Origin of the sequence: Tolumonas osonensis, assembly GCF_014202415.1 — a bacterium.
GTDB classification, from domain to species: domain Bacteria; phylum Pseudomonadota; class Gammaproteobacteria; order Enterobacterales; family Aeromonadaceae; genus Tolumonas; species Tolumonas osonensis.
This window is the reverse complement of sequence record NZ_JACHGR010000005.1, coordinates 74,222-93,673: the sequence shown is the minus strand read 5'-3', so window position 1 is coordinate 93,673 and position 19,452 is coordinate 74,222. Positions and strand designations below refer to the sequence as shown.

Here is a 19,452-nt window from a genome sequence, read left to right as displayed (position 1 = left end):
GAGCGCAAGTTTTACGGTAAAAAACTTGACCAGAATGCGGCGTTTCATAGACTTATATACTGTGCTTTTCTCCGGGCTCAGGCCAGATTACCTTTGAAAGGATAAAAAAATGAATAATATTCTGAAAATGGCAGCGATAGCGACGTTTACACTGACTTCATTAAGCGCTCATGCCAAAGCTGCTGAGCCAGCTGTTATTTATGATACCGCGGGCAAATTTGACAAATCATTTAGCGAAGCGGTTTTCCGTGATGGCGTTGAAGAGTACAAAAAGGTCAAAAATATTACGGTTAAAGAATTCGAGCCGCAGAACGAAGCACAGCGTGAACAGGGTCTGCGTCGTCTGGCCAGCCGAGGTTTCAGTCCTATTGTCGCGGTTGGTTTCAATTTTTCATCTTCCGTTGAAAAAGTGGCTGCCGAGTTTCCGGATATTCAATTTACGATTATTGATGCGGTCGTTGATAAACCAAATGTCCAGTCTGTTGTTTTTAAAGAGCATGAAGGCTCCTTCCTGGTTGGTGCTCTGGCAGCGCAGGCCTCCAAAACCGGCAAAGTCGGTTTCGTGGGTGGGATGGATATCCCGCTGATCCGCAAATTTGAATGTGGCTATGAGCAGGGTGCAAAATATATCAACCCTAAAGCAGAAGTGTTCCAGAATATGACCGGTTCTACGCCAGCGGCATTCGCTGACCCGGCTAAAGGTGCGGAACTGGCGAAAACCCAGTTCTCCAAAGGCGCTGATGTTGTTTATGCTGCCGCTGGTGGTACCGGTCTGGGCGTATATCAGGCTGCGAAAGATGCCGGCAAGCTGGCAATCGGCGTGGATTCAAACCAGAACCACCTGCATCCGGGCACAATGCTGACCTCCATGGTGAAAAGTGTGGGACTGGCGTCCTTCCAGAGCTGGGATGATGCGGCTCAGGGTAAATGGAAAGGTGGGGTAAAAGCCCTGGGTCTGGCAGAAAACGGGGTGGATTGGGCGCAGGATGAAAACAATGCAAAACTGATCACACCAGAAATGAAAGCTAAAATGGAAGAGATCCGGAAAGATATTATTGCGGGCAAAATTCAGATTCATGACTACATGACTGATAACACCTGCAAATACTGATTTCTATCTGTGAAACTCATGAAACCGGCTCACAGGGGCCGGTTTTGTGTATTTATTAACCTGTGGCCTGGGAAATATACTGTGACGCAATCAGACTCATATGCGTTAGAACTGAGTGGTGTTGATAAGCGATTTGGTGAGGTTCATGCCAATAAGCATATTGATTTACAGGTTCGGAGAGGCTCGATCCATGGCATCGTTGGGGAGAACGGTGCGGGAAAATCGACATTAATGAGCATCATCTATGGCTTTTATCACGCGGACAGCGGTGAAATGAAAGTCAAAGGTGTTCCTTATCAACCCGAGGGATCGCAGGATGCGATTGCCGCCGGTATCGGTATGGTTCATCAGCACTTCATGCTGGTAAATACCTTCACAGTATTAGAAAACATCATTCTGGGTGTTGAGCAGGGCTGGATGCTGGAGCCAAGTCTTTCTTCCGCCAGAAAGAAACTGAAAGAGCTGGCGGAGCAATATGGGCTGGAAGTGCCGCTCGATACTTATGTCGGCGATCTGCCGGTTGGCTTGCAGCAACGGGTTGAAATCCTGAAAGCGCTGTATCGTGGCGCCGAAATTCTGATTCTGGATGAGCCAACCGGGGTATTGACTCCACAGGAAGCGGAACACCTGTTCGCTATTCTGGCGAAATTGAAAGAGCAGGGGACCACGGTGATTCTGATCACGCATAAATTGCGTGAAATCATGGCGATAACAGATCAGGTATCAGTCATGCGCCGTGGCGAAATGGTCGCGCATGTTGCGACGAAAGAAACCTCGCGTGAGGACCTGGCCGAGCTGATGGTGGGTCGCAAGGTTCGCCTCAAAGTAGATAAGCAGGAAGCACACCCGGCGGATGTATTGCTGCGTGCAGACAAGTTGCGTTACATCGATGCCAACGGGGTAGAACGGGTTAAATCGGTCTCCTTTCATGTTCGTGCCGGTGAGGTGGTCGGCATTGCCGGGGTTTCCGGTAATGGTCAGTCGGAACTGCTGGAATTACTGAGCGGTATTATTCAGCCGGTCAGCGGCTCATTCTCGGTCGGTGAACACCAGATTGGTGCCGATATGCCGGCCGATGCCGCGACCATGCGCAAATACGGTCTGGCGCATGTACCGGAAGATCGTCACAAGATGGGGCTGATCAATAAGTTTACGGCGCAGGAAGCCTTCATTCTGGGCTATCACAATCATTCGATGTACAACCGGGGTGTATTGCAGGATAAAAATGCGATCCTGCGTGATTGCCAGGAAAAGATGGATAAATGGGACGTCCGTCCGGCGAATCCGCAACTCAAAACCGCCAATTTCTCCGGCGGGAATCAGCAGAAACTGGTTATTGCCCGGGAAGTGGAAAAAAATCCTGATGTACTGCTGATAGGACAGCCAACCCGTGGGGTGGATATCGGTGCAATAGAGTTTATTCATAAACAGATTATTGCAATGCGTGATGCCGGCAAAGCCGTGCTGCTGGTCTCGGTAGAGCTGGATGAAATTCTCTCACTCGCCGATCGTATTCTGGTGATGTTTGATGGCGCTATCGTCGGTGAAGTATCTGCTGCACAGGCGGATGAAAAAACACTGGGTTTAATGATGGCCAATATTGTTCCTGATCATTTACAGGCTAAACAAGGGGATCATGTATGAGTCAGCAACGGATCCCGCTTTGGATCAACGTCGGATTAATTCCGCTGGTTAATCTTTTAATGGCGTTTGCCGTGTCTGTGCTGCTGTTTTACTACATTGACATTAATCCACTGGATGCAGTGAAGGTAATGTGGGAAGGCGCGTTTGGCTATGCCGAAGGGATTGGCTTTACGCTTTACTATGCCACCGGTTTTATTTTTACCGGGCTGGCGGTTGCCGTAGCCTATCACGCGGGTCTCTTCAATATCGGTGGTGAAGGACAAGCTTATGTCGGCGGACTGGGCGTGGGTCTGGTTTGTCTGTGGCTGGGGAATACATTGCCTTTCTGGCTATTGTTGCCACTGGCATTACTGGCTGGCGGTCTGTTTGGTGCCGCCTGGGCATTTATCCCGGCGTATCTGCAGGCAAAGCGTGGCAGTCATATCGTCATCACAACTATTATGTTCAATTTTATTGCCTCATCGCTGATGGCGTATCTGCTGGTGGATGTGCTGAAACCGGCCACTACCATGGCGCCCGAGAGTGCGGTCTTTGCCGAGGCAAGCTGGTTACCCAAACTGCATGCCATACTGGCCGGTATGGGTATTGAAGTACCGGCGAGTCCGGTCAATGCCAGTCTGATCTGGGCCTTGCTATGTGCGGTCTTTGTCTGGGGATTTCTGTGGTACACCCGCTGGGGATATCAGATCCGTTCAGTCGGTTCTAACGTGCATGCCGCCGGCTATGCAGGTATTTCTTATTCCCGGGTCACAATCATCGCGATGGTTATGTCCGGTATGCTGGCCGGTTTCTTCGCTTTGAATGTCATCCAGGGGGAACTGCATCAGATCAAACTGAACTATGTGGAAGGGTTTGGTTTTACCGGGATTGCCGTCGCGCTGATGGGCCGTAATCATCCGGTTGGCGTCATCCTGGCAAGCTTGTTGTTTGGTTTCCTGTATCAGGGTGGGGCAGAACTCAGCTTTGAATATGGCGTGGATCGTAACATCGTGGTGGTACTGCAGGGGCTGGTGATTCTGTTTTCCGGTGCGCTGGAACATATGTTCAAACCCAAGCTTGAAACACTTTATCTCCGGCTGGCCGGTAAGCAGGAGGCTGAATAATGTACGAAACATTAATCTTGATGCTGGACTCCACCATCCGTGTCGCGACACCGCTGATCTTTGCTGTACTGGCCGGTTTGTTCTGTGAACGTTCTGGTGTGGTTAATATCGGTCTGGAAGGTAACTTGCTGGCTTCGGCTTTTGCCGGCGCCGCAACGGCATCCATGACGGGATCCGCAGTTCAGGGCTTGCTGGCTGGTGTGGTGGTATCCATCGCCATGTCTTTACTGCATGGTTTTGCAACGATTACTCACCGTGGCGATCAGGTTGTCAGTGGTATGGCGGTGAACATTCTGGCGGCTGGTCTCACGGTGACGCTGGGGCGTTACTGGTTTGATCAGGGTGGACAAACGCCGGCGCTGGATGGCGATGCCCGGTTTGCGCCGCTGCATTTCCCGTTTGAAAAGGAATTGTTTGATGTTCCGGTGATCGGTCAGCTCTATTCCGAGTTGCTGAGTGGCCACACTGTCCTGGAATATATGGCCTTTCTTGCGGTACCCGCCGCATGGTGGGTTTTATACCGCACCCGGTTTGGATTACGTCTGCGAGCCGTTGGGGAAGCGCCGGCGGCGGTTGATACCGCCGGGATCTCTGTCATCCGTATGCGTTACAGCGCCATCTTGATCTGTGGATTGCTGGCCGGATTGGGTGGCGTCTATCTCTCTATGGCTCAGACCGCGCAATTCATTCCTAATATGAGTGCTGGTAAAGGCTATATGGCACTGGCGGCCCTGGTGTTTGGTAAATGGCGCCCGTGGCCAGCCATGAGTGCCTGCCTGCTGTTCGGTTTTCTGGATGCGCTGGCGATCCGCCTGCAAGGTGTTGAAATTGCCGGACATACCATTCCGGTTCAGTTCATTGAAGCCTTACCATATGTGCTGACGGTATTCCTGCTGGCCGGATTTATTGGTAAAGCCATTGCCCCGAAAGCGCTGGGGACGGCATACGTGAAGGAAAGGGAATAACCCTTTCTGTCTCATTTCGTTCCTGTGAAGAGCAACCTTTGGGTTGCTCTTTTTTATCTGATGTTTAGGACTTGCAAAAATAGCTGAGACTGGTATTTTGTCATCGGAGCTAATGCTAATTCAGAATTATGTCAATACGAGATTAAAATTCAGGATGCAGTGTTGGTGTAAAGAAAGGTTTACAGAGTGGTGCCATCATGCAGAAAGATTTACTGAATAATATTCACATCCAATCAGAAAAAGTACTACTGACGCCGGAAGAGCTGAAAGCGAAAGTGCCTGTGTCAGACGAAACGCTGACTTTCATCGCCGACGCACGTCGTCAGATTTCTGATATCGTTCATCATAAAGATCATCGTCTGCTGGTGATCTGCGGCCCTTGTTCTATCCATGATATGGAAGCAGCGAAAGACTACGCCACTCGTCTGAAAGCGCTGCATGACAAATATGCTGACACTCTGTATATCGTAATGCGTGTGTATTTTGAAAAACCACGTACCACCGTCGGCTGGAAAGGCTTTATCAATGACCCTAATCTGGATGGCACATTTGATATCGAACTGGGTCTGCAAAAAGCGCGTGAATTGCTTTCCTGGTTAGGTGAACTGCGTCTGCCGCTGGCGACTGAAGCGCTGGATCCGATCAGCCCGCAATATCTGGCCGATCTGTTCAGCTGGTCTGCTATCGGTGCGCGTACCACTGAATCTCAGACACACCGCGAAATGGCATCCGGTCTGTCTATGCCGGTTGGTTTCAAAAACGGCACCGATGGTAATCTGGATACAGCCATCAATGCACTGAAAGCCGCCTCTTCTTCGCATACTTTCATGGGTATCAACCAGCAAGGCCAGGTGGCGCTGCTGCAGACCCAGGGTAATCCGGATGGCCATGTCATCCTGCGTGGCGGTAAACAGCCGAACTATGATTCTGTAAATGTTGCTCTGGCTGAACAGGAACTGGCGAAGGCGAAACTACCTGCGTGTCTGGTTGTAGACTGCAGCCATGGTAACTCCAACAAAAACCACCGCTTGCAACCGCTGGTCGCTGAAAACGTGATCCGTCAGATTCAGGATGGCAATAAATCCATCATTGGTATTATGCTGGAGTCCAACATCGGGGAAGGCAGTCAGTCCAGTGAACAGCCAAAATGCGATATGGCGTACGGTGTATCGATTACCGATGCCTGTATTGACTGGCATGCGACAGAAAAACTGCTGGCAGGCTGCTACGAAGAGCTGAAAGAGCCTTTGAGAGATCGACTCTGAGCCTGAACACAATGCATAATGTACTCCGGCCTTAAGGCCGGAGTTTTTTTAATGGAAGCATACGGATGAATGAAGAGCTGAATGCGTTGCGTGATCAGATTGATCACGTCGACAAGCAACTGGTTGATCTTCTGGCACAGCGTCTGAAATTGGTTGCCGGAGTAGGGGAAGTTAAAAGCCGGTATGGTATACCTGTTTATGCTCCGGAGCGTGAAGCTGCGATGCTGGCCAGTCGCAGAGCGGAAGCGGAAGCCGCAGGAATTCCGGCTGATCTGATTGAAGATGTACTGCGCCGCGTTATGCGTGAATCCTACAGTAGTGAAAATGACTCTGGTTTCAAGTGTGTCAAGCCTGAGCTGCGGCGTATTGTTGTGGTCGGTGGCCAGGGACAACTGGGGCGCCTGTTTGTCCAGATGTTCCGCCTTTCCGGCTATCAGGTTGATATCCTGGAAAAAGACGACTGGGAACAAGCAGATACCCTGTTGGCAGGGGCTAGTGTGGTTCTGGTGGCGGTACCGATTGATATTTCCTGTCAGATCATCGACCGTCTGACTCATTTACCGGCGGATTGTCTGCTGGTTGACATCACCAGTATCAAGCAGAAGCCATTGCAGCATATGCTGGCTGCGCATAAAGGGCCGGTTCTGGGCCTGCACCCGATGTTTGGTCCGGATGTGGCCAGCCTGGCGAAGCAGGTGATTGTCTGCTGTGATGGCCGCGGTGCAGAACAGTATCAGTGGTTACTGGAACAGATGCAGATCTGGGGTGCTCGTCTGCAAAGTGTGACAGCTAAAGAACATGATGATGCGATGAGCTTTATTCAGGCTCTGCGTCATTTCACCACCTATGCGTATGGCTATCATTTATTTGAAGAAAAAGCGGATATCAAGTGTCTGCTGGCGCTGAGTTCTCCGATTTATCGGTTGGAACTAGCCATGGTAGGGCGACTCTTCGCGCAGGATCCGGCTTTGTATGCCGATATTATTTTGTCATCCGAACAGAATCTGCAGCTTATCCGTCGTTATCATCAGCGTATGGGCGAAGCTATTCAGCGACTGGAAAAAGGTGATAAGCAGGTCTTTATTTCCCATTTCAAGGAAGTTGCAGCGTACTTCGGCGATTATGCACAGCAATTCCTCAGAGAGAGTAAGCAACTGCTGGCGCAGGCCAGTGATCGTCGTCATCACGACTGATTCAGCAATCAGTCTGAAAAAAGATAAAAAAAGAGGTCAGCATTTGCTGGCCTCTCTTTTTTATCTTGACTCAAAGGAATTATTTCACCGGAATGTTATGTTCCCGGTAATAGCGCAGTGCGCCGGGATGCAGTGGTACGGTCAGGCCTTCGGTGGCCATTGTTTCCGGTTTAAGCCCTCTTAATGCCGGATGACTGCGTTCCAGTTGTGTCAGATTTTCCATCGTGGCTTTTACGATCTGGTAAGCAGTTTCTTCATCCAGATCTTCAGTAGTCAGCAACGTAGATGTAACGCCAAACGTATTAATATCATTATCGTTTCCCTGGTACAGTCCACCGGGGATGGTCATGGCATGATATTCCGGATAAGAAGAAAGAATGGTCTTGATTTCCTCCGGAGAGAAGGAGATCAACCGGGTATCACAGCTGTTCGTTGCTTCTCTGATAGCGCCGTTAGGGTGGCCAACGATATAAACAAAAGCATCGATCTGGTTATCACAGAGTGCCTGCGCCCGTTCATCCGCATTCAGGCCTGAAAGCACAGAAAAATCGGTTAGTTTCCAGTTGAATAACGGCAGTAACAGTTGCATGGTTGCATGCTCACCTGATCCGGTATTGCCGATATCTACCCGTTTCCCCTTCAAATCGGAAAACCGAGCGATATTGCTGTCCTGACGGGCAATCAAAGTAAATGCTTCTGGGTAGAGGCTGAATAGCGCTCTTAACTGAGGCATTGCTCCGTTCTGCGCAAATCCAGCTGTACCGGTAAATGCGTACTGCTGAATATTTGACTGAACCAGCGCCAAAGGCACTTCTTTGTTACGGAGCTTCTGAATATTTGCCACGGAACCTTCGCTGGTAGTGACAGAGCAACGCAGCATATGCTGTCTCTGACTTTTATTTATCTGCCGGCAAATGGCGCCGCCGGCCGGATAGTAAACGCCGGAAACATTTCCGGTCGCTATGGTCAGACTGACAGGCGTTGCTGCTGAGGCACTACTGCTGATTCCCAATGTGAGACACATCCATGTCAGTGCATTTGTCAGAGATACGCCACATAAACGCATGCAAGACATAGTTTTTCCTATGGTTATTGTTCATATGCAAAAGCGGGATTATCCCTGTTTTATTTCTGAACCGCCAGCCGTGTCATTTGAATCACTTTTACCATCCGCTCCAGGGCCTGCTGCAGTAAAGCTCTGCTGCAGCCGAAATTGAGGCGGACAAAATTTTTGTCCCCAAACTGTGCGCCAGGTGATAAACCAACGCCACCGGCTTCAAATGCGGCGATAGGGTCTTCCATTCCTAAGCCGGAAACATCAATCCATGCCAGATAGGTCGCTTCCAGTTTGGCAATTTTGATACCCGGAATAGAGCCCAGTGTTTGTTCCACTAAATCCCGGTTAGCCCGCAGGTATACCAGCTGGGCCTGTAACCATTCGTCACCATACTCATAGGCAGCTTCGGCGGCAACCAGTCCAATCAGATTGTTGTCTGCCATTAATCCGCGCATCGCCTGCTGCAGTTTAAAGCGCAGGCGGCTATCCGGAATGATTGCAAAGGAGCTGCATAAGCCGGCAATATTAAATGTCTTGCTTGGTGCCATCAGAACTGCACTGCGGGCTGCGGCTTCAGGTGAAAGTGACGCAAACGGAATATGTTGTGCTCCTGGTTCCAGTAGCAGGTCGCAATGGATTTCATCTGAAATCACGATCAAATCGTGGCGAATCGCTATGTCAGCAATACGTTGCAGTTCATCACGGGTAAATACGGTACCACCCGGATTATGCGGATTACATAACAGCAGGACATCCGCTGTTTTTGCCAACTGTTCCAGTTGCTCATAATCCGGCAACCAGCGGTTGTCTACCAACTGCATTGGTAAGTGGCTGACGGGGCGTTCGTTATATTCAGGCGCATGAAGAAATGGGTAATACACCGGTTTAGGTGTGATAACATGCTGATCCGGACGACACCATGCTTTGATGCCAAAATTTAGGCCCGGTACCACACCAGGCATGAATAACAGCCACTCGGGTTCAATTTTCCACCCATACCGCTGCTGCATTCTTTCAATAATCAGCTCGATCAGGCGCGGGGATGGACGGCTATAACCGAAGACGCCATGAGCAACGCGCTGATGCAATGCATCGATGACACCCTGTGGTGCCATGAAGTCGGTATCAGCTACCCATAACGGAATAACATCCTGATCTTTATATTTGTTCCATTTCAGGCTGTTTGTACCGCGGCGATCAATCTGCTTATCGAAATCAAACATGCTGCATCCCTGTCATTAATGAGCAATATCAAAGAATGGTCACTCTAGGGTGAATTTCGGAGTGGTGCAAGGAGAAACAAAAGCAAATGAAACGTTTATTACCCGCTTTCATGCGAAACCCGGTTGAAATGAGCTTTATGGGCGTGACATTTCTGACCGGTCTGGCTATAGCGTTTCTTGTTCCGGTGTTGAGCTTGTTTCTCAGCGATGAATTAAAGGTCAGACCATTACTGATAGGAGCATTTTTTACTGCAAATGCGGTGATGGGGATCATTATCGGACAGATACTGGCTAGGTATTCAGACAATCTCACTAACCGGAAACCCTTGATCATTATTTGTGGTATAGCCGGTATTCTGGGGAGTCTGTTATATGCCTTTGATCGTCATTTTGGCGTGCTGATCAGTCTGGGCATTGTGCTGATGAGTGTCTGTGGTTCCATTACACCACAACTCTACGCATTGGCCCGGGAATATACGGATGCCGAGAATAAGCAGGCGGTGACGTTCGGTACCGTTATGCGTGCGCAGTTCTCGCTGGCCTGGGTGATCGGTCCGCCGCTGGCTTTTTTCATTGTCGCGCATTTTGACTTTACCCGTCTGTTTGCCGGCGTCGCTGTTTTGTATTTATTGTGCGTCGTGATCATGGCGCGGTATCTGCCGGTGATCCCAAGACAAGCTGCTGCCAAGCTGACCTCATCGGGTAATATCTGGCAGAACCGGCGCCTGTTATTGCTGTTTCTGAGTTCTTTTCTCCTATGGACCTGCAATAGCATGTATCTAATCACGATGCCGCTTTATATCAGCAAGGCACTGCACTGGTCGCAAGGGCTGGCCGGATGGCTGATGGGGTTAGCTGCCGGACTGGAAATACCGGTGATGCTGCTCGCAGGCCGTTATAGCCTGCGTATTGGCAATCGCAAACTCATGCTGATATCCGGCATGTCTGCGGTGGCGTTCTATGTGGTCCTGCTTTTGTCGCAGCAACCATCGGTGCTGTTTCTGGCGCAGATATTAAATGCCCTGTTCATTGGCATTCTGGCCGGGATAGGTATGACCTGTTTCCAGGATCTATTGCCGGGCTATGCTGGCCAGGCGTCGACGCTATTCAGCAATAGTATCCGCTGCGGCGGCATTGTCGCCGGTATGCTGGCGGGTACTATTGTGGAATGGTTTCAGTTTGACGGGGTATTTATCTGTGCGCTTGGATTATCTCTTTGCGCATTGCTCGCATTATGGCGGATCAGCTCATTGTAGTAGGAGGCGTCAGCTCAACGGCGGTTGCTTTCTTGTTGTTCAGCCAGTAACTCGCAGTCAGCGGGTGAGAGAGCCGTAGACACTCCAGAAGACAATTTGCGCTTGGTCCCAGCCGATCCGGTGCCGGAACAATCAGATGCGTGAAAAATTTACGTTCGTTACCTTCGCGTAAAGAAATACGGTGTAGTTGCTGGCGCTGAATAAAACCTTCCACCAGATGCTGGGGTAACCAGGCAAATCCCATTCCGGTCAGTAACACTTCGATGGCTTCATGAAAGCTGGTGACGGTCCAGCGTTGTTCGGCTTTCAGCCAACCTGTTAATTCTTTCGGATTCTTCGCGGTATCGCGGATCACTATCTGCAGTTGCTGACTGAGTTCATCCGGGCTCAGCATCCCTTTTTCCAGCGCTAGCGGATGCTGTATATGACAAACCGGCAAGAGAGTGACCTCAGCCAGTGGTTCGGCCAGAAATCCCTTGGGTACATGGCCGGAGATAACAATATCGGCCTTTTGTTCATGAATATATTCCAGCGTTCCGCTCAGTACGGAATCGAACATCTGTAGATGAGTACCACGGGAGAGCGGATAATAATTTTGTAATGCGCGATTCAGTGGACGGCGGGGATGGACTAATTCAATGGCCAGACGGATTTCGGCTTCCCATCCCTGATGAATGTTGTGCGCCAGCAACTCCAGTTCCTGCATCTGTTGATTCAGCAGTTTGGCCCGGCGTAAAAACATGTCACCGGCGTCCGTCAGATAGGCTTTCCGACCACGGACTTCAAGCAATGCCACCCCAAGCGTCTGTTGCAGTTTTGCAACGGCATGATTGAGGGATGACTGACTTTTGTTGAGCTTTTCGGCTGCCTGAGCATAGCCACCATGCTCAACCACTGCCTGAAATATGCGCCATTGTTCCAGTGTACTTTTAGGACGAAACATTGAATCGTCTCCAATAATTTTATTGCCGTCTCTGAACCAGTCACCCGGAAGTGATTTTGTCTGCTAGTCTAACCGCGTAGAATGCAACAGTTTTTCATTTTCAGGAGAGCATGAATGGCATTTATTTATGAGTATGGTTTATTCGCTGCCAAGAGTATCACACTTGTCCTCGTGATTGTTTTGGGTGTGATCGCAATCATAACAACAATTGCACGACATAAAGTACGCAAAGGCTCATTGGAAATTACGGATTTGTCCGCTGATTATCAGCAGAACAAACAGCATCTGACAGAATCCTTGCTGACGAAAGATCAGCTGAAAGCTTTTGCGAAGCAACAGAAAAAAGAAGCCAAAGCTCAAAAGAAAAATGCGTCTGATTCGGTCAAGCCTCGTCTGTTTCTGATTGATTTTAAAGGTGGAATGGATGCCCGTGAAGTGTCATCACTGCGTGAGGAAATCTCGGCGGTTTTAACCATGGCCAAAAGTGATGATGAAGTGCTGGTGCGCGTGGAGTCAGGTGGCGGTGTCGTTCATGGCTACGGACTGGGAGCATCCCAGTTACAGCGGATCCGGGACCGGGGTTTGTTCCTCACCGTGTCCATTGATAAAGTCGCTGCCAGTGGTGGTTATATGATGGCTTGTGTGGCGCAGAAGATCCTTGCCGCACCTTTTGCCATCGTGGGTTCTATCGGTGTCGTCGCGCAATTGCCTAACTTTAACCGCTTGCTGAAAAAACACGATGTTGATGTCGAGTTGCATACTGCAGGGCAATTCAAACGTACCTTGACCATCTTCGGTGAGAATGATGATAAGGCCCGTGAGAAATTCAAGGCGGAACTGGAAACGGTACATCAGCAGTTTAAACAGTTTGTGAGTGAACATCGTCCGCGGATGGATATTGAGCAGATTGCAACCGGTGAACACTGGCTGGCGGCGGAAGCGAAGAAGCTGGGCCTGGTGGATGAATTACGTACCAGCGACGATTATCTGTTGTCTCAGTTTGAGAATAAACAGGTGATCAAAGTGACCTGGCACAACAAAAAAGGGCTCGCCGATCGTTTTTCTCATGCCGCGTCACTGGCCGTAGAAAAGGCGATATATCGTGTCATTGAGACCTGTAAGATTCCGTTCTGATGGCTAAAAATGAGAATTTTGCAGTTTTACTGTAAATAAAAGTTGATTATCACCGAAGCTCCAACCATTTTATAAAAAGAAGAGACTTCGCCTGACGCCGGGCGAAGCTATTAAATTTGCTTAATTTTGCGTGTTAATAAGGAAATCGTCGGTCATATGGGCAAAGCACTGGTCATTGTAGAGTCCCCGGCAAAAGCCAAAACAATCAATAAATATCTGGGTAAAGACTTTGTCGTCAAATCCAGTGTTGGTCATGTCAGAGATCTGCCTACGAGTGGCAGCGCATCTCCTTCAGCCGATAAAGCAGGAGCGAAAAAAGGCACGAAAGCCAGTGCTGCTGATAAAGCGCAAAAAGAATATTCGTCTCTGGTGTCACGGATGGGGATTGATCCGGAACATGGCTGGAAAGCCCGCTATGAAGTGCTTCCCGGTAAAGAAAAAGTTGTTGCGGAACTCCGTACTTTAGCGGCGCAGGCCGATACCATCTATCTCGCAACCGACTTGGATAGAGAAGGGGAAGCCATTGCCTGGCATCTGCGTGAGCTGATTGGCGGCGATGAGTCCCGTTTTAAACGCGTGGTCTTCAACGAAATTACCAAGACAGCCATTCAGGAAGCGTTTTCCCATCCGGGACTACTGAATATCGAACGCGTGAACGCGCAGCAGGCCCGCCGTTTTCTGGACCGTGTGGTTGGCTATATGGTTTCGCCGCTGTTATGGAAAAAAATCGCCCGCGGACTTTCTGCCGGCCGTGTTCAATCCGTTGCACTGCGTCTGATTGTTGAAAAAGAGCGTGAGATTAAAGCCTTTGTACCGGAAGAGTACTGGGATATTCACGCCGATACACAGACACCAACCCGCGAAGCGCTGCGACTGCAGGTTACTTCGCAGCAAGGCAAAGCGTTCGATCCGAAGAACGAACAGCAAGCGATGGCTGCAGTGCAGACATTGAAAAATGCTGCCTATCAGGTCCGTGATCGCGAAGATAAACCGACCAGTAGCAAGCCTTCGGCGCCATTCATCACATCGACTTTACAGCAGGCTGCCAGTACGCGCCTTGGTTTCGGTGTGAAAAAGACCATGATGATGGCACAGCGTCTGTACGAAGCCGGGCATATTACCTATATGCGTACCGACTCAACTAATTTGAGTCAGGAAGCTGTCGTCGCGGTTCGTGAATATATTGAACAGCAGTTCGGCAAAAAATATCTGCCGAAAGATCCGCTGACTTACGGGGCTAAAGCCAATGCCCAGGAAGCGCACGAAGCGATCCGTCCATCGAATGTGGAAGTGAAAGCCGATGCACTGAAAGATATGGAAGCGGATGCGGTTCGTCTGTATGACCTGATCTGGCGTCAGTTTGTTGCCTGTCAGATGACACCAGCACAATATGACACCAGCACGCTGACTGTCACGGCGGCTGATTTTGAATTGAAAGCGAAAGGCCGTATTCTGCGTTTCGCTGGCTGGACCAAAGCTTTACCGCCGATGGGACGCAAAGGTGACGATATTGAGTTACCTGCAGTTAATGCCGGCGATATCCTGCAACTGGTCAAACTGGATCCAAAACAGCACTTTACCAAACCACCAGCACGTTTTACTGAAGCGGCGCTGGTTAAAGAACTGGAAAAACGCGGTATCGGCCGTCCATCCACGTATGCATCAATCATTTCCACGATTCAGGATCGGGGTTATGTGAAGGTGGAAAACCGTCGTTTCTATGCAGAAAAGATGGGCGAAATCGTTACGGATCGTCTGGTCGAGAGCTTTACTGATCTGATGAGTTACGACTTCACCGCGCAGATGGAAAACTCACTGGATAATATTGCTCAGGGCAAACTGGACTGGCATAAGCAGCTGGATGAGTTTTACGCCGAGTTCAAAGCCGATCTACAGAAAGCGGAAGGCGAGGCCGGCGGTATGCGCAGTAACCAGATGGTGCTGACGGATATCGATTGTCCGACCTGTGGCCGCAAAATGGGCATCCGTACTGCGTCGACCGGGGTATTCCTGGGTTGTTCCGGTTATGCGTTACCACCGAAAGAGCGTTGCAAACAGACGATTAACCTGGTTCCGGGTGATGAGTTTATTGCTGCAGACTCCGAGGATGGTGAAGTTGATGCGCTGCGTGCGATGCACCGTTGCAAGAAATGCGGTACCGCAATGGATTCCTACGTACTGGATGCAACCCGCAAGATCCATATTTGCGGTAATAATCCGGACTGTGACGGGTATGAAATTGAAACAGGTAATTTCCGCCTGAAAGGTTACGATGGCCCGGTGGTCGAATGTGATCGTTGCGGTGCGGATATGCAGCTGAAAACAGGCCGTTTTGGCAAGTTTATGGCGTGTACCAATCCGGAGTGCAAGAACACGCGGAAGATCCTGAAAAATGGCGATGTAGCCCCGCCAAAAGAAGATCCTGTGCCATTGCCGGAACTGAAATGCAGCAAATCGGATGCGCATTTTGTACTACGTGACGGCGCTGCGGGTCTGTTCCTGGCGGCCAGTACCTTCCCGAAATCACGGGAAACACGCGCGCCTCTGGTTTCTGAGCTGGTCCGGTTTAAAGATCGGTTAGCGCCGAAACACCGGTATCTGGCCGAAGCACCGGTGGCCGATCCGCAGGGTAATCCGACCGTGGTTCGTTTCAGCCGTAAAACCAAAGAGCAGTATGTGGCTTCCGAGGTAGAAGGCAAAGCGACCGGCTGGGCGGCTTATTATGCAAACGGCCTGTGGCAGGTTTCTGCCGGAAAGGCCAAGTAATCATCAATCAGGAGTGAAGTGCGGAAATACTAAGCAGTCAGTTCATTGTTCTGTAAAAAGTATTTTGCCTTCACTCTGCCTCTGCGTATAATGCGCCCCGTTGCCAAGGCAACACATCATTAAAGCGGGAATAGCTCAGTTGGTAGAGCATAACCTTGCCAAGGTTAGGGTCGCGAGTTCGAGTCTCGTTTCCCGCTCCAAATATGGCGCGTTAACAAAGCGGTTATGTAGCGGATTGCAAATCCGTCTAGCCCGGTTCGACTCCGGGACGCGCCTCCAGATTTTCTTTTCTTATCCTGATTTTCATCTGAAAAATAATCGTCCGTCAGCCATATTGTTTCGCCAGCTGATAAAGCATTCGTGCCGTTGCTCCCCATACAAACCAGCCATTCACGGTGAGACCGATGATCTTATGTGGTTTATTGTTCCGGACGATCATTAATGAATGGTAGTTCCTGATATCAAGTAATGTGCTCAGTGGCAGTTCAAACACTGCGGCTACTTCCGCCTGGGCCGGAGAAAGTATGAAAGGGGTATGTAACCGCGCAAGATAGGGATGGATCTGATAACCGGTGAGCGTTTGCCCTCCAGCCAGTTCACCGATAATGTCAACCTGGCTGGCTGGAATGCCTAGTTCTTCTTCCATTTCCCTCAGACCGGTCATCTGTAGTGATGAATCACCGCTGTCTTTTCTGCCGCCCGGAAAGCAGATCTGACCAGGATGATGCCGTAACTGCCAGCTACGCTGGGTGAATAGCACAAACCAGCCTTCGGGACGTTGTATCAGCGGGATAATGACGGCTGCATCACGGATCTGCGATGGTTTGTCCGTTCGCTCCTGGTGAACGGTTTGCAATACAAAGCGGTTAAGAAAATGCCCGGCTCGGTCCATATCAGCGTTTTTCCAGTATCGGCAGAATTCTGGCCAGCTTATCAAATGTTTCCTGATATTCGGCGTCGGCATCAGAGTCGGCAACGATGCCACCACCAGCCCAGACATACAATTGATGCTGCCAGGCAATCAGTGTGCGGATGGTAATACTTGAATCCATCCGGCCATGCCGACTGATATAGAACATACTACCGCAATAAGCAGAACGGCGATGAGGTTCCAGTTCTTCAATAATCTGCATGGCTCGGACCTTGGGCGCGCCGGTAATGGAACCGCCCGGAAAGCAGGCCTGCAGCAGTTCGGTTGCACCGTATTCATCAGCCAGCGTACCGGTGACGGTCGAGACCATATGATGCACTGCCTTGAACGATTCAATATCAAACAATTTCGGCACCCGGACTGTTCCTGGCTTACAAACGCGGCCGATATCATTACGCAGTAGATCAACGATCATCAGGTTTTCCGCCCGGTCTTTGGGAGATTGTTGTAATGCTGTAATACTGGCCTGATCGGCGATGGGATCAGCATAACGGGGGCGGGTTCCCTTGATTGGCTTGGTCTCCACATGCTGCTGATTCAGTGCCAGAAAACGCTCCGGTGATAAACTGAGAATAGCTGCGTCCGGGAGGCGCATAAAGGCGGAAAAAGGCGCCTGATTGACTTGTGATAACAGGCAATAGGCCTGCCATTCATCGCCACTGTATTCAGCCTGAAAACGTTGGGTCAGATTGATCTGATAACAATCGCCGGCCCGCAGATAACGCTGGATCGCATTAAAGCGCTCCGTATATTCCTGTTGCGACAGATTCGATTTCCAGCTGGATTTTAATTCGAATGTCTCACTATTTCTTGTTACCTGCTGTTGCCACCATTCCCAGCGGTGTTCCAAGTCAGTTTGCGAACCACAAACCAGAAAATGCGCTTGTCCGGTTTTATGATCGATGATCCATGCCCAGTCATAAATGCCGACTGCCAGATCAGGTAAATCAATATCCCTTGAAGCCTGCTCAGGCAGTTTTTCGAATTGCCGGCCCAGGTCATAGCCGAGCAAACCAATGCTGCCGCCAGTAAACGGGAGTTCATCCTGGTAGCCGGGGTCTGAACCCAGCACGCGTTGCTGCACGTCTTTCAAAAGTTGCAACGGTGAACGATCGGCATAACTGATCTTTTGTTCACCTTCCGTCACGGTGGTTTGGTTTCCCGTGGTCTGTACGGTGGCAACTGGATCAGCAGAGAAGATATCAAATCGGTTATCAATATGGTCAGGATTAGCAGATTCAAGTAACACTGACCATGGCAGATGTGCAATTTTTGAGAACATCTGCTGTGTTGTCGATTGAATCGGAAAAGTTTTTAAGCTAAATGTTGAAGACATGTGATAGAAAACACGATGTTACATAGCAGGAGAGATGCGCAAAGCGTATCATAAGAGAGCTTTGGTAACGAATAATTCTAATCATTTGCAACTGCCGATCTGGGTATCACACTAGAATAACGAAGAGAACAAGAATGACGAGTCCACTGGTTTATCTGGTAGAAGACAGCGAAATGCTGTCCATGCTCTATCAGGATTATTTGCGTGCAGAATCCTATGACATCAGGGCATTCCGCTTTGGCAAAGAAGGTCTGGATGCCTTAAAGGAACAGCCGCCACAGGTGCTGCTGCTGGATCTTGAACTTCCTGATATGGATGGTATGGACTTGCTGCGTTATGTCAGTGAACAAGGGCTGCCCACCAGTGTGGTGGTCATCACTGCTCACGGCTCGGTTGACATTGCCGTTGAGGCGATGCGGCATAGTGCATTTGATTTTCTGACCAAACCTTTTGATGGCAAGCGTTTGTGCACGACCGTGCGCAATGCGGCCAAACATCAGCAATTGACCTCATTGGTTGATATCTACCGGGCAAACTACGATTTGTCCGGTTTTGGCGGGTTCATCGGCAGTTCACTGCAAATGCAGTCGGTATACCGTATTCTGGAAAGTGCGGCGCCCAGCAAGGCGACCGTCTTTATTACCGGGGAGAGTGGTACCGGCAAGGAAGTCTGTGCCGAAACCCTGCATAAAATCAGTCCGCGGAAAGATAAACCGCTGGTGGTGCTGAACTGTGCCGCGATCCCCCGGGATCTGATCGAAAGTGAAATTTTTGGTCATGTCAAAGGCGCATTCACTGGTGCCCAGGCAGATCGCGAAGGGGCGGCGGCCCGTGCTGACGGGGGAACGCTGTTCCTGGATGAAATCTGTGAAATGGAGCTGGATCTGCAGGCTAAATTGCTACGGTTTATTCAGACCGGAACTTTCCAGCGCGTCGGGGGGAGCAAACTGGAGACGGTGGATGTTCGTTTTGTCTGTGCAACCAACCGTGACCCGATCGCAGAGGTTAAAGCTGGCCGTTTCCGGGAAGATTTATATTACCGGCTGCATGTTATTCCGGTAAACCTGCCACCGTTACGTGAACGAGGTGAGGATGTACTGGCGATCGCCCGCCGTTTTCTTCGTCAGTTCGCCGAAGAGGAAAACAAGCATTTCACCGATTTCAGCCCGGAATCAGCGCAGATGTTGCTGAACTATGAGTGGCCCGGAAATGTCAGACAATTACAGAATGTCGTCCGCAATATTGTGGTTCTGCATGATGGGGAGAAGGTACTGCCTGCCATGTTCCCGCCTCCGCTGAATACGGTGCCGGTCACTGTTCCTGTTGCTCAGGCCATTACCTCTGCGCCGGTGGCTGTCAGCAGTGCTGATGCTATCCGCCCGATGTGGCTGGTAGAAAAGGAAACCATTGAAAATGCGATAGCGGCGTGTTCAGGTAACATTCCGCAGGCGGCGGCATTGCTGGAACTGAGTCCCTCTACCATATATCGCAAAAGGCTGGCCTGGCAGTCAAACTGAAGGCCTGC

General features: G+C 50.1%; 15 protein-coding genes and 2 tRNA genes. 12 read left to right on the top strand and 5 right to left on the bottom strand.

The window, feature by feature from the left end:
• Positions 1-109: 109 nt before the first annotated feature.
• From HNR75_RS08130 to tyrA, 6 genes are all read left to right on the top strand, one after another.
• Entirely contained in the window at positions 110-1,111 is a 1,002-nt protein-coding gene (locus tag HNR75_RS08130) for a BMP family lipoprotein (RefSeq protein WP_188026483.1), read from the top strand.
• A gap of 81 nt (positions 1,112-1,192) precedes the next feature.
• Positions 1,193-2,755: an ATP-binding cassette domain-containing protein gene (locus HNR75_RS08125; RefSeq protein WP_188026482.1), complete on the top strand. Its 1,563-nt coding sequence runs from the start codon at positions 1,193-1,195 to the stop codon at positions 2,753-2,755.
• Positions 2,752-3,858 carry an ABC transporter permease gene (locus HNR75_RS08120; RefSeq protein ID WP_188026481.1) on the top strand — a complete coding sequence of 369 codons (1,107 nt, stop codon included), beginning with the start codon at positions 2,752-2,754 and terminating at the stop codon, positions 3,856-3,858. The genes HNR75_RS08125 and HNR75_RS08120 overlap by 4 nt, the downstream gene beginning before the upstream one ends.
• On the top strand, positions 3,858-4,823 hold the full coding sequence (locus tag HNR75_RS08115; protein ID WP_188026480.1) for an ABC transporter permease: 966 nt from the start codon (positions 3,858-3,860) through the stop codon (positions 4,821-4,823). The genes HNR75_RS08120 and HNR75_RS08115 overlap by 1 nt, the downstream gene beginning before the upstream one ends.
• A gap of 197 nt (positions 4,824-5,020) precedes the next feature.
• The gene (locus HNR75_RS08110; protein ID WP_188026479.1) at positions 5,021-6,088 is read left to right on the top strand and encodes a 3-deoxy-7-phosphoheptulonate synthase; all 1,068 of its coding nucleotides are present in this window, start codon (positions 5,021-5,023) and stop codon (positions 6,086-6,088) included.
• A 65-nt stretch (positions 6,089-6,153) separates the two neighbouring features.
• Complete coding sequence (tyrA, locus tag HNR75_RS08105; protein WP_188026478.1) at positions 6,154-7,281, top strand: bifunctional chorismate mutase/prephenate dehydrogenase; 1,128 nt, start codon at positions 6,154-6,156, stop codon at positions 7,279-7,281.
• Between the two features lie 79 nt (positions 7,282-7,360).
• Here tyrA and HNR75_RS08100 read toward each other — a convergent pair whose 3' ends face one another.
• Together HNR75_RS08100 and HNR75_RS08095 are read right to left on the bottom strand one after the other, a co-directional pair.
• Positions 7,361-8,356, bottom strand: coding sequence for a TAXI family TRAP transporter solute-binding subunit (locus HNR75_RS08100; protein WP_188026477.1), 996 nt, complete (start codon positions 8,354-8,356; stop codon positions 7,361-7,363).
• A gap of 50 nt (positions 8,357-8,406) precedes the next feature.
• The gene (locus tag HNR75_RS08095) at positions 8,407-9,561 is read right to left on the bottom strand and encodes a MalY/PatB family protein (protein WP_188026476.1); all 1,155 of its coding nucleotides are present in this window, start codon (positions 9,559-9,561) and stop codon (positions 8,407-8,409) included.
• An 86-nt stretch (positions 9,562-9,647) separates the two neighbouring features.
• Between HNR75_RS08095 and HNR75_RS08090 the strand changes: the two genes are divergently transcribed.
• Complete coding sequence (locus HNR75_RS08090) at positions 9,648-10,817, top strand: sugar efflux transporter (protein WP_188026475.1); 1,170 nt, start codon at positions 9,648-9,650, stop codon at positions 10,815-10,817.
• On the opposite strand, the gene HNR75_RS08085 is transcribed toward HNR75_RS08090, so the two are convergent.
• Positions 10,804-11,760: a LysR family transcriptional regulator gene (locus HNR75_RS08085; RefSeq protein ID WP_188026474.1), complete on the bottom strand. Its 957-nt coding sequence runs from the start codon at positions 11,758-11,760 to the stop codon at positions 10,804-10,806. The genes HNR75_RS08090 and HNR75_RS08085 overlap by 14 nt on opposite strands.
• 114 nt (positions 11,761-11,874) lie before the next feature.
• Here HNR75_RS08085 and sohB point away from each other — a divergent pair, with 114 nt between their 5' ends.
• The 4 genes from sohB (at position 11,875) to HNR75_RS08065 (ending at position 15,939) form a co-directional block, all read left to right on the top strand.
• The gene (sohB, locus tag HNR75_RS08080) at positions 11,875-12,894 is read left to right on the top strand and encodes a protease SohB (protein WP_188026473.1); all 1,020 of its coding nucleotides are present in this window, start codon (positions 11,875-11,877) and stop codon (positions 12,892-12,894) included.
• A gap of 156 nt (positions 12,895-13,050) precedes the next feature.
• Positions 13,051-15,660: a type I DNA topoisomerase gene (gene topA, locus HNR75_RS08075; protein WP_188026472.1), complete on the top strand. Its 2,610-nt coding sequence runs from the start codon at positions 13,051-13,053 to the stop codon at positions 15,658-15,660.
• Between the two features lie 124 nt (positions 15,661-15,784).
• A tRNA-Gly gene (locus tag HNR75_RS08070) sits at positions 15,785-15,860 on the top strand.
• Between the two features lie 5 nt (positions 15,861-15,865).
• Positions 15,866-15,939 (top strand) — tRNA-Cys (locus HNR75_RS08065).
• Positions 15,940-15,985: 46 nt separating this feature from the next.
• Here the strand turns inward: HNR75_RS08065 and HNR75_RS08060 are convergent.
• Both HNR75_RS08060 and pabB read right to left on the bottom strand, forming a co-directional pair.
• Complete coding sequence (locus tag HNR75_RS08060) at positions 15,986-16,552, bottom strand: CoA pyrophosphatase (protein ID WP_188026471.1); 567 nt, start codon at positions 16,550-16,552, stop codon at positions 15,986-15,988.
• A gap of 1 nt (position 16,553) precedes the next feature.
• Complete coding sequence (gene pabB, locus HNR75_RS08055; protein ID WP_246358818.1) at positions 16,554-17,873, bottom strand: aminodeoxychorismate synthase component I; 1,320 nt, start codon at positions 17,871-17,873, stop codon at positions 16,554-16,556.
• A gap of 188 nt (positions 17,874-18,061) precedes the next feature.
• Between pabB and HNR75_RS08050 the strand changes: the two genes are divergently transcribed.
• Positions 18,062-19,444 carry a sigma-54-dependent transcriptional regulator gene (locus HNR75_RS08050; protein ID WP_188026469.1) on the top strand — a complete coding sequence of 461 codons (1,383 nt, stop codon included), beginning with the start codon at positions 18,062-18,064 and terminating at the stop codon, positions 19,442-19,444.
• Positions 19,445-19,452 lie beyond the last annotated feature (8 nt).

What these genes read in the sequence shown, in the direction of transcription:
- HNR75_RS08130 (WP_188026483.1), top strand. Translation starts at nt 110, where the DNA reads ATGAATAATATTCTGAAAATGGCAGCGATAGCGACGTTTACACTGACT.
- HNR75_RS08120 (WP_188026481.1), top strand. Translation starts at nt 2,752, where the DNA reads ATGAGTCAGCAACGGATCCCGCTTTGGATCAACGTCGGATTAATTCCG.
- HNR75_RS08115 (WP_188026480.1), top strand. Translation starts at nt 3,858, where the DNA reads ATGTACGAAACATTAATCTTGATGCTGGACTCCACCATCCGTGTCGCG.
- HNR75_RS08110 (WP_188026479.1), top strand. Translation starts at nt 5,021, where the DNA reads ATGCAGAAAGATTTACTGAATAATATTCACATCCAATCAGAAAAAGTA.
- tyrA (WP_188026478.1), top strand. Translation starts at nt 6,154, where the DNA reads ATGAATGAAGAGCTGAATGCGTTGCGTGATCAGATTGATCACGTCGAC.
- HNR75_RS08100 (WP_188026477.1), bottom strand. Translation starts at nt 8,356, where the DNA reads ATGTCTTGCATGCGTTTATGTGGCGTATCTCTGACAAATGCACTGACA.
- HNR75_RS08095 (WP_188026476.1), bottom strand. Translation starts at nt 9,561, where the DNA reads ATGTTTGATTTCGATAAGCAGATTGATCGCCGCGGTACAAACAGCCTG.
- HNR75_RS08090 (WP_188026475.1), top strand. Translation starts at nt 9,648, where the DNA reads ATGAAACGTTTATTACCCGCTTTCATGCGAAACCCGGTTGAAATGAGC.
- HNR75_RS08085 (WP_188026474.1), bottom strand. Translation starts at nt 11,760, where the DNA reads ATGTTTCGTCCTAAAAGTACACTGGAACAATGGCGCATATTTCAGGCA.
- sohB (WP_188026473.1), top strand. Translation starts at nt 11,875, where the DNA reads ATGGCATTTATTTATGAGTATGGTTTATTCGCTGCCAAGAGTATCACA.
- topA (WP_188026472.1), top strand. Translation starts at nt 13,051, where the DNA reads ATGGGCAAAGCACTGGTCATTGTAGAGTCCCCGGCAAAAGCCAAAACA.
- HNR75_RS08060 (WP_188026471.1), bottom strand. Translation starts at nt 16,552, where the DNA reads ATGGACCGAGCCGGGCATTTTCTTAACCGCTTTGTATTGCAAACCGTT.
- pabB (WP_246358818.1), bottom strand. Translation starts at nt 17,873, where the DNA reads ATGTTCTCAAAAATTGCACATCTGCCATGGTCAGTGTTACTTGAATCT.
- HNR75_RS08050 (WP_188026469.1), top strand. Translation starts at nt 18,062, where the DNA reads ATGACGAGTCCACTGGTTTATCTGGTAGAAGACAGCGAAATGCTGTCC.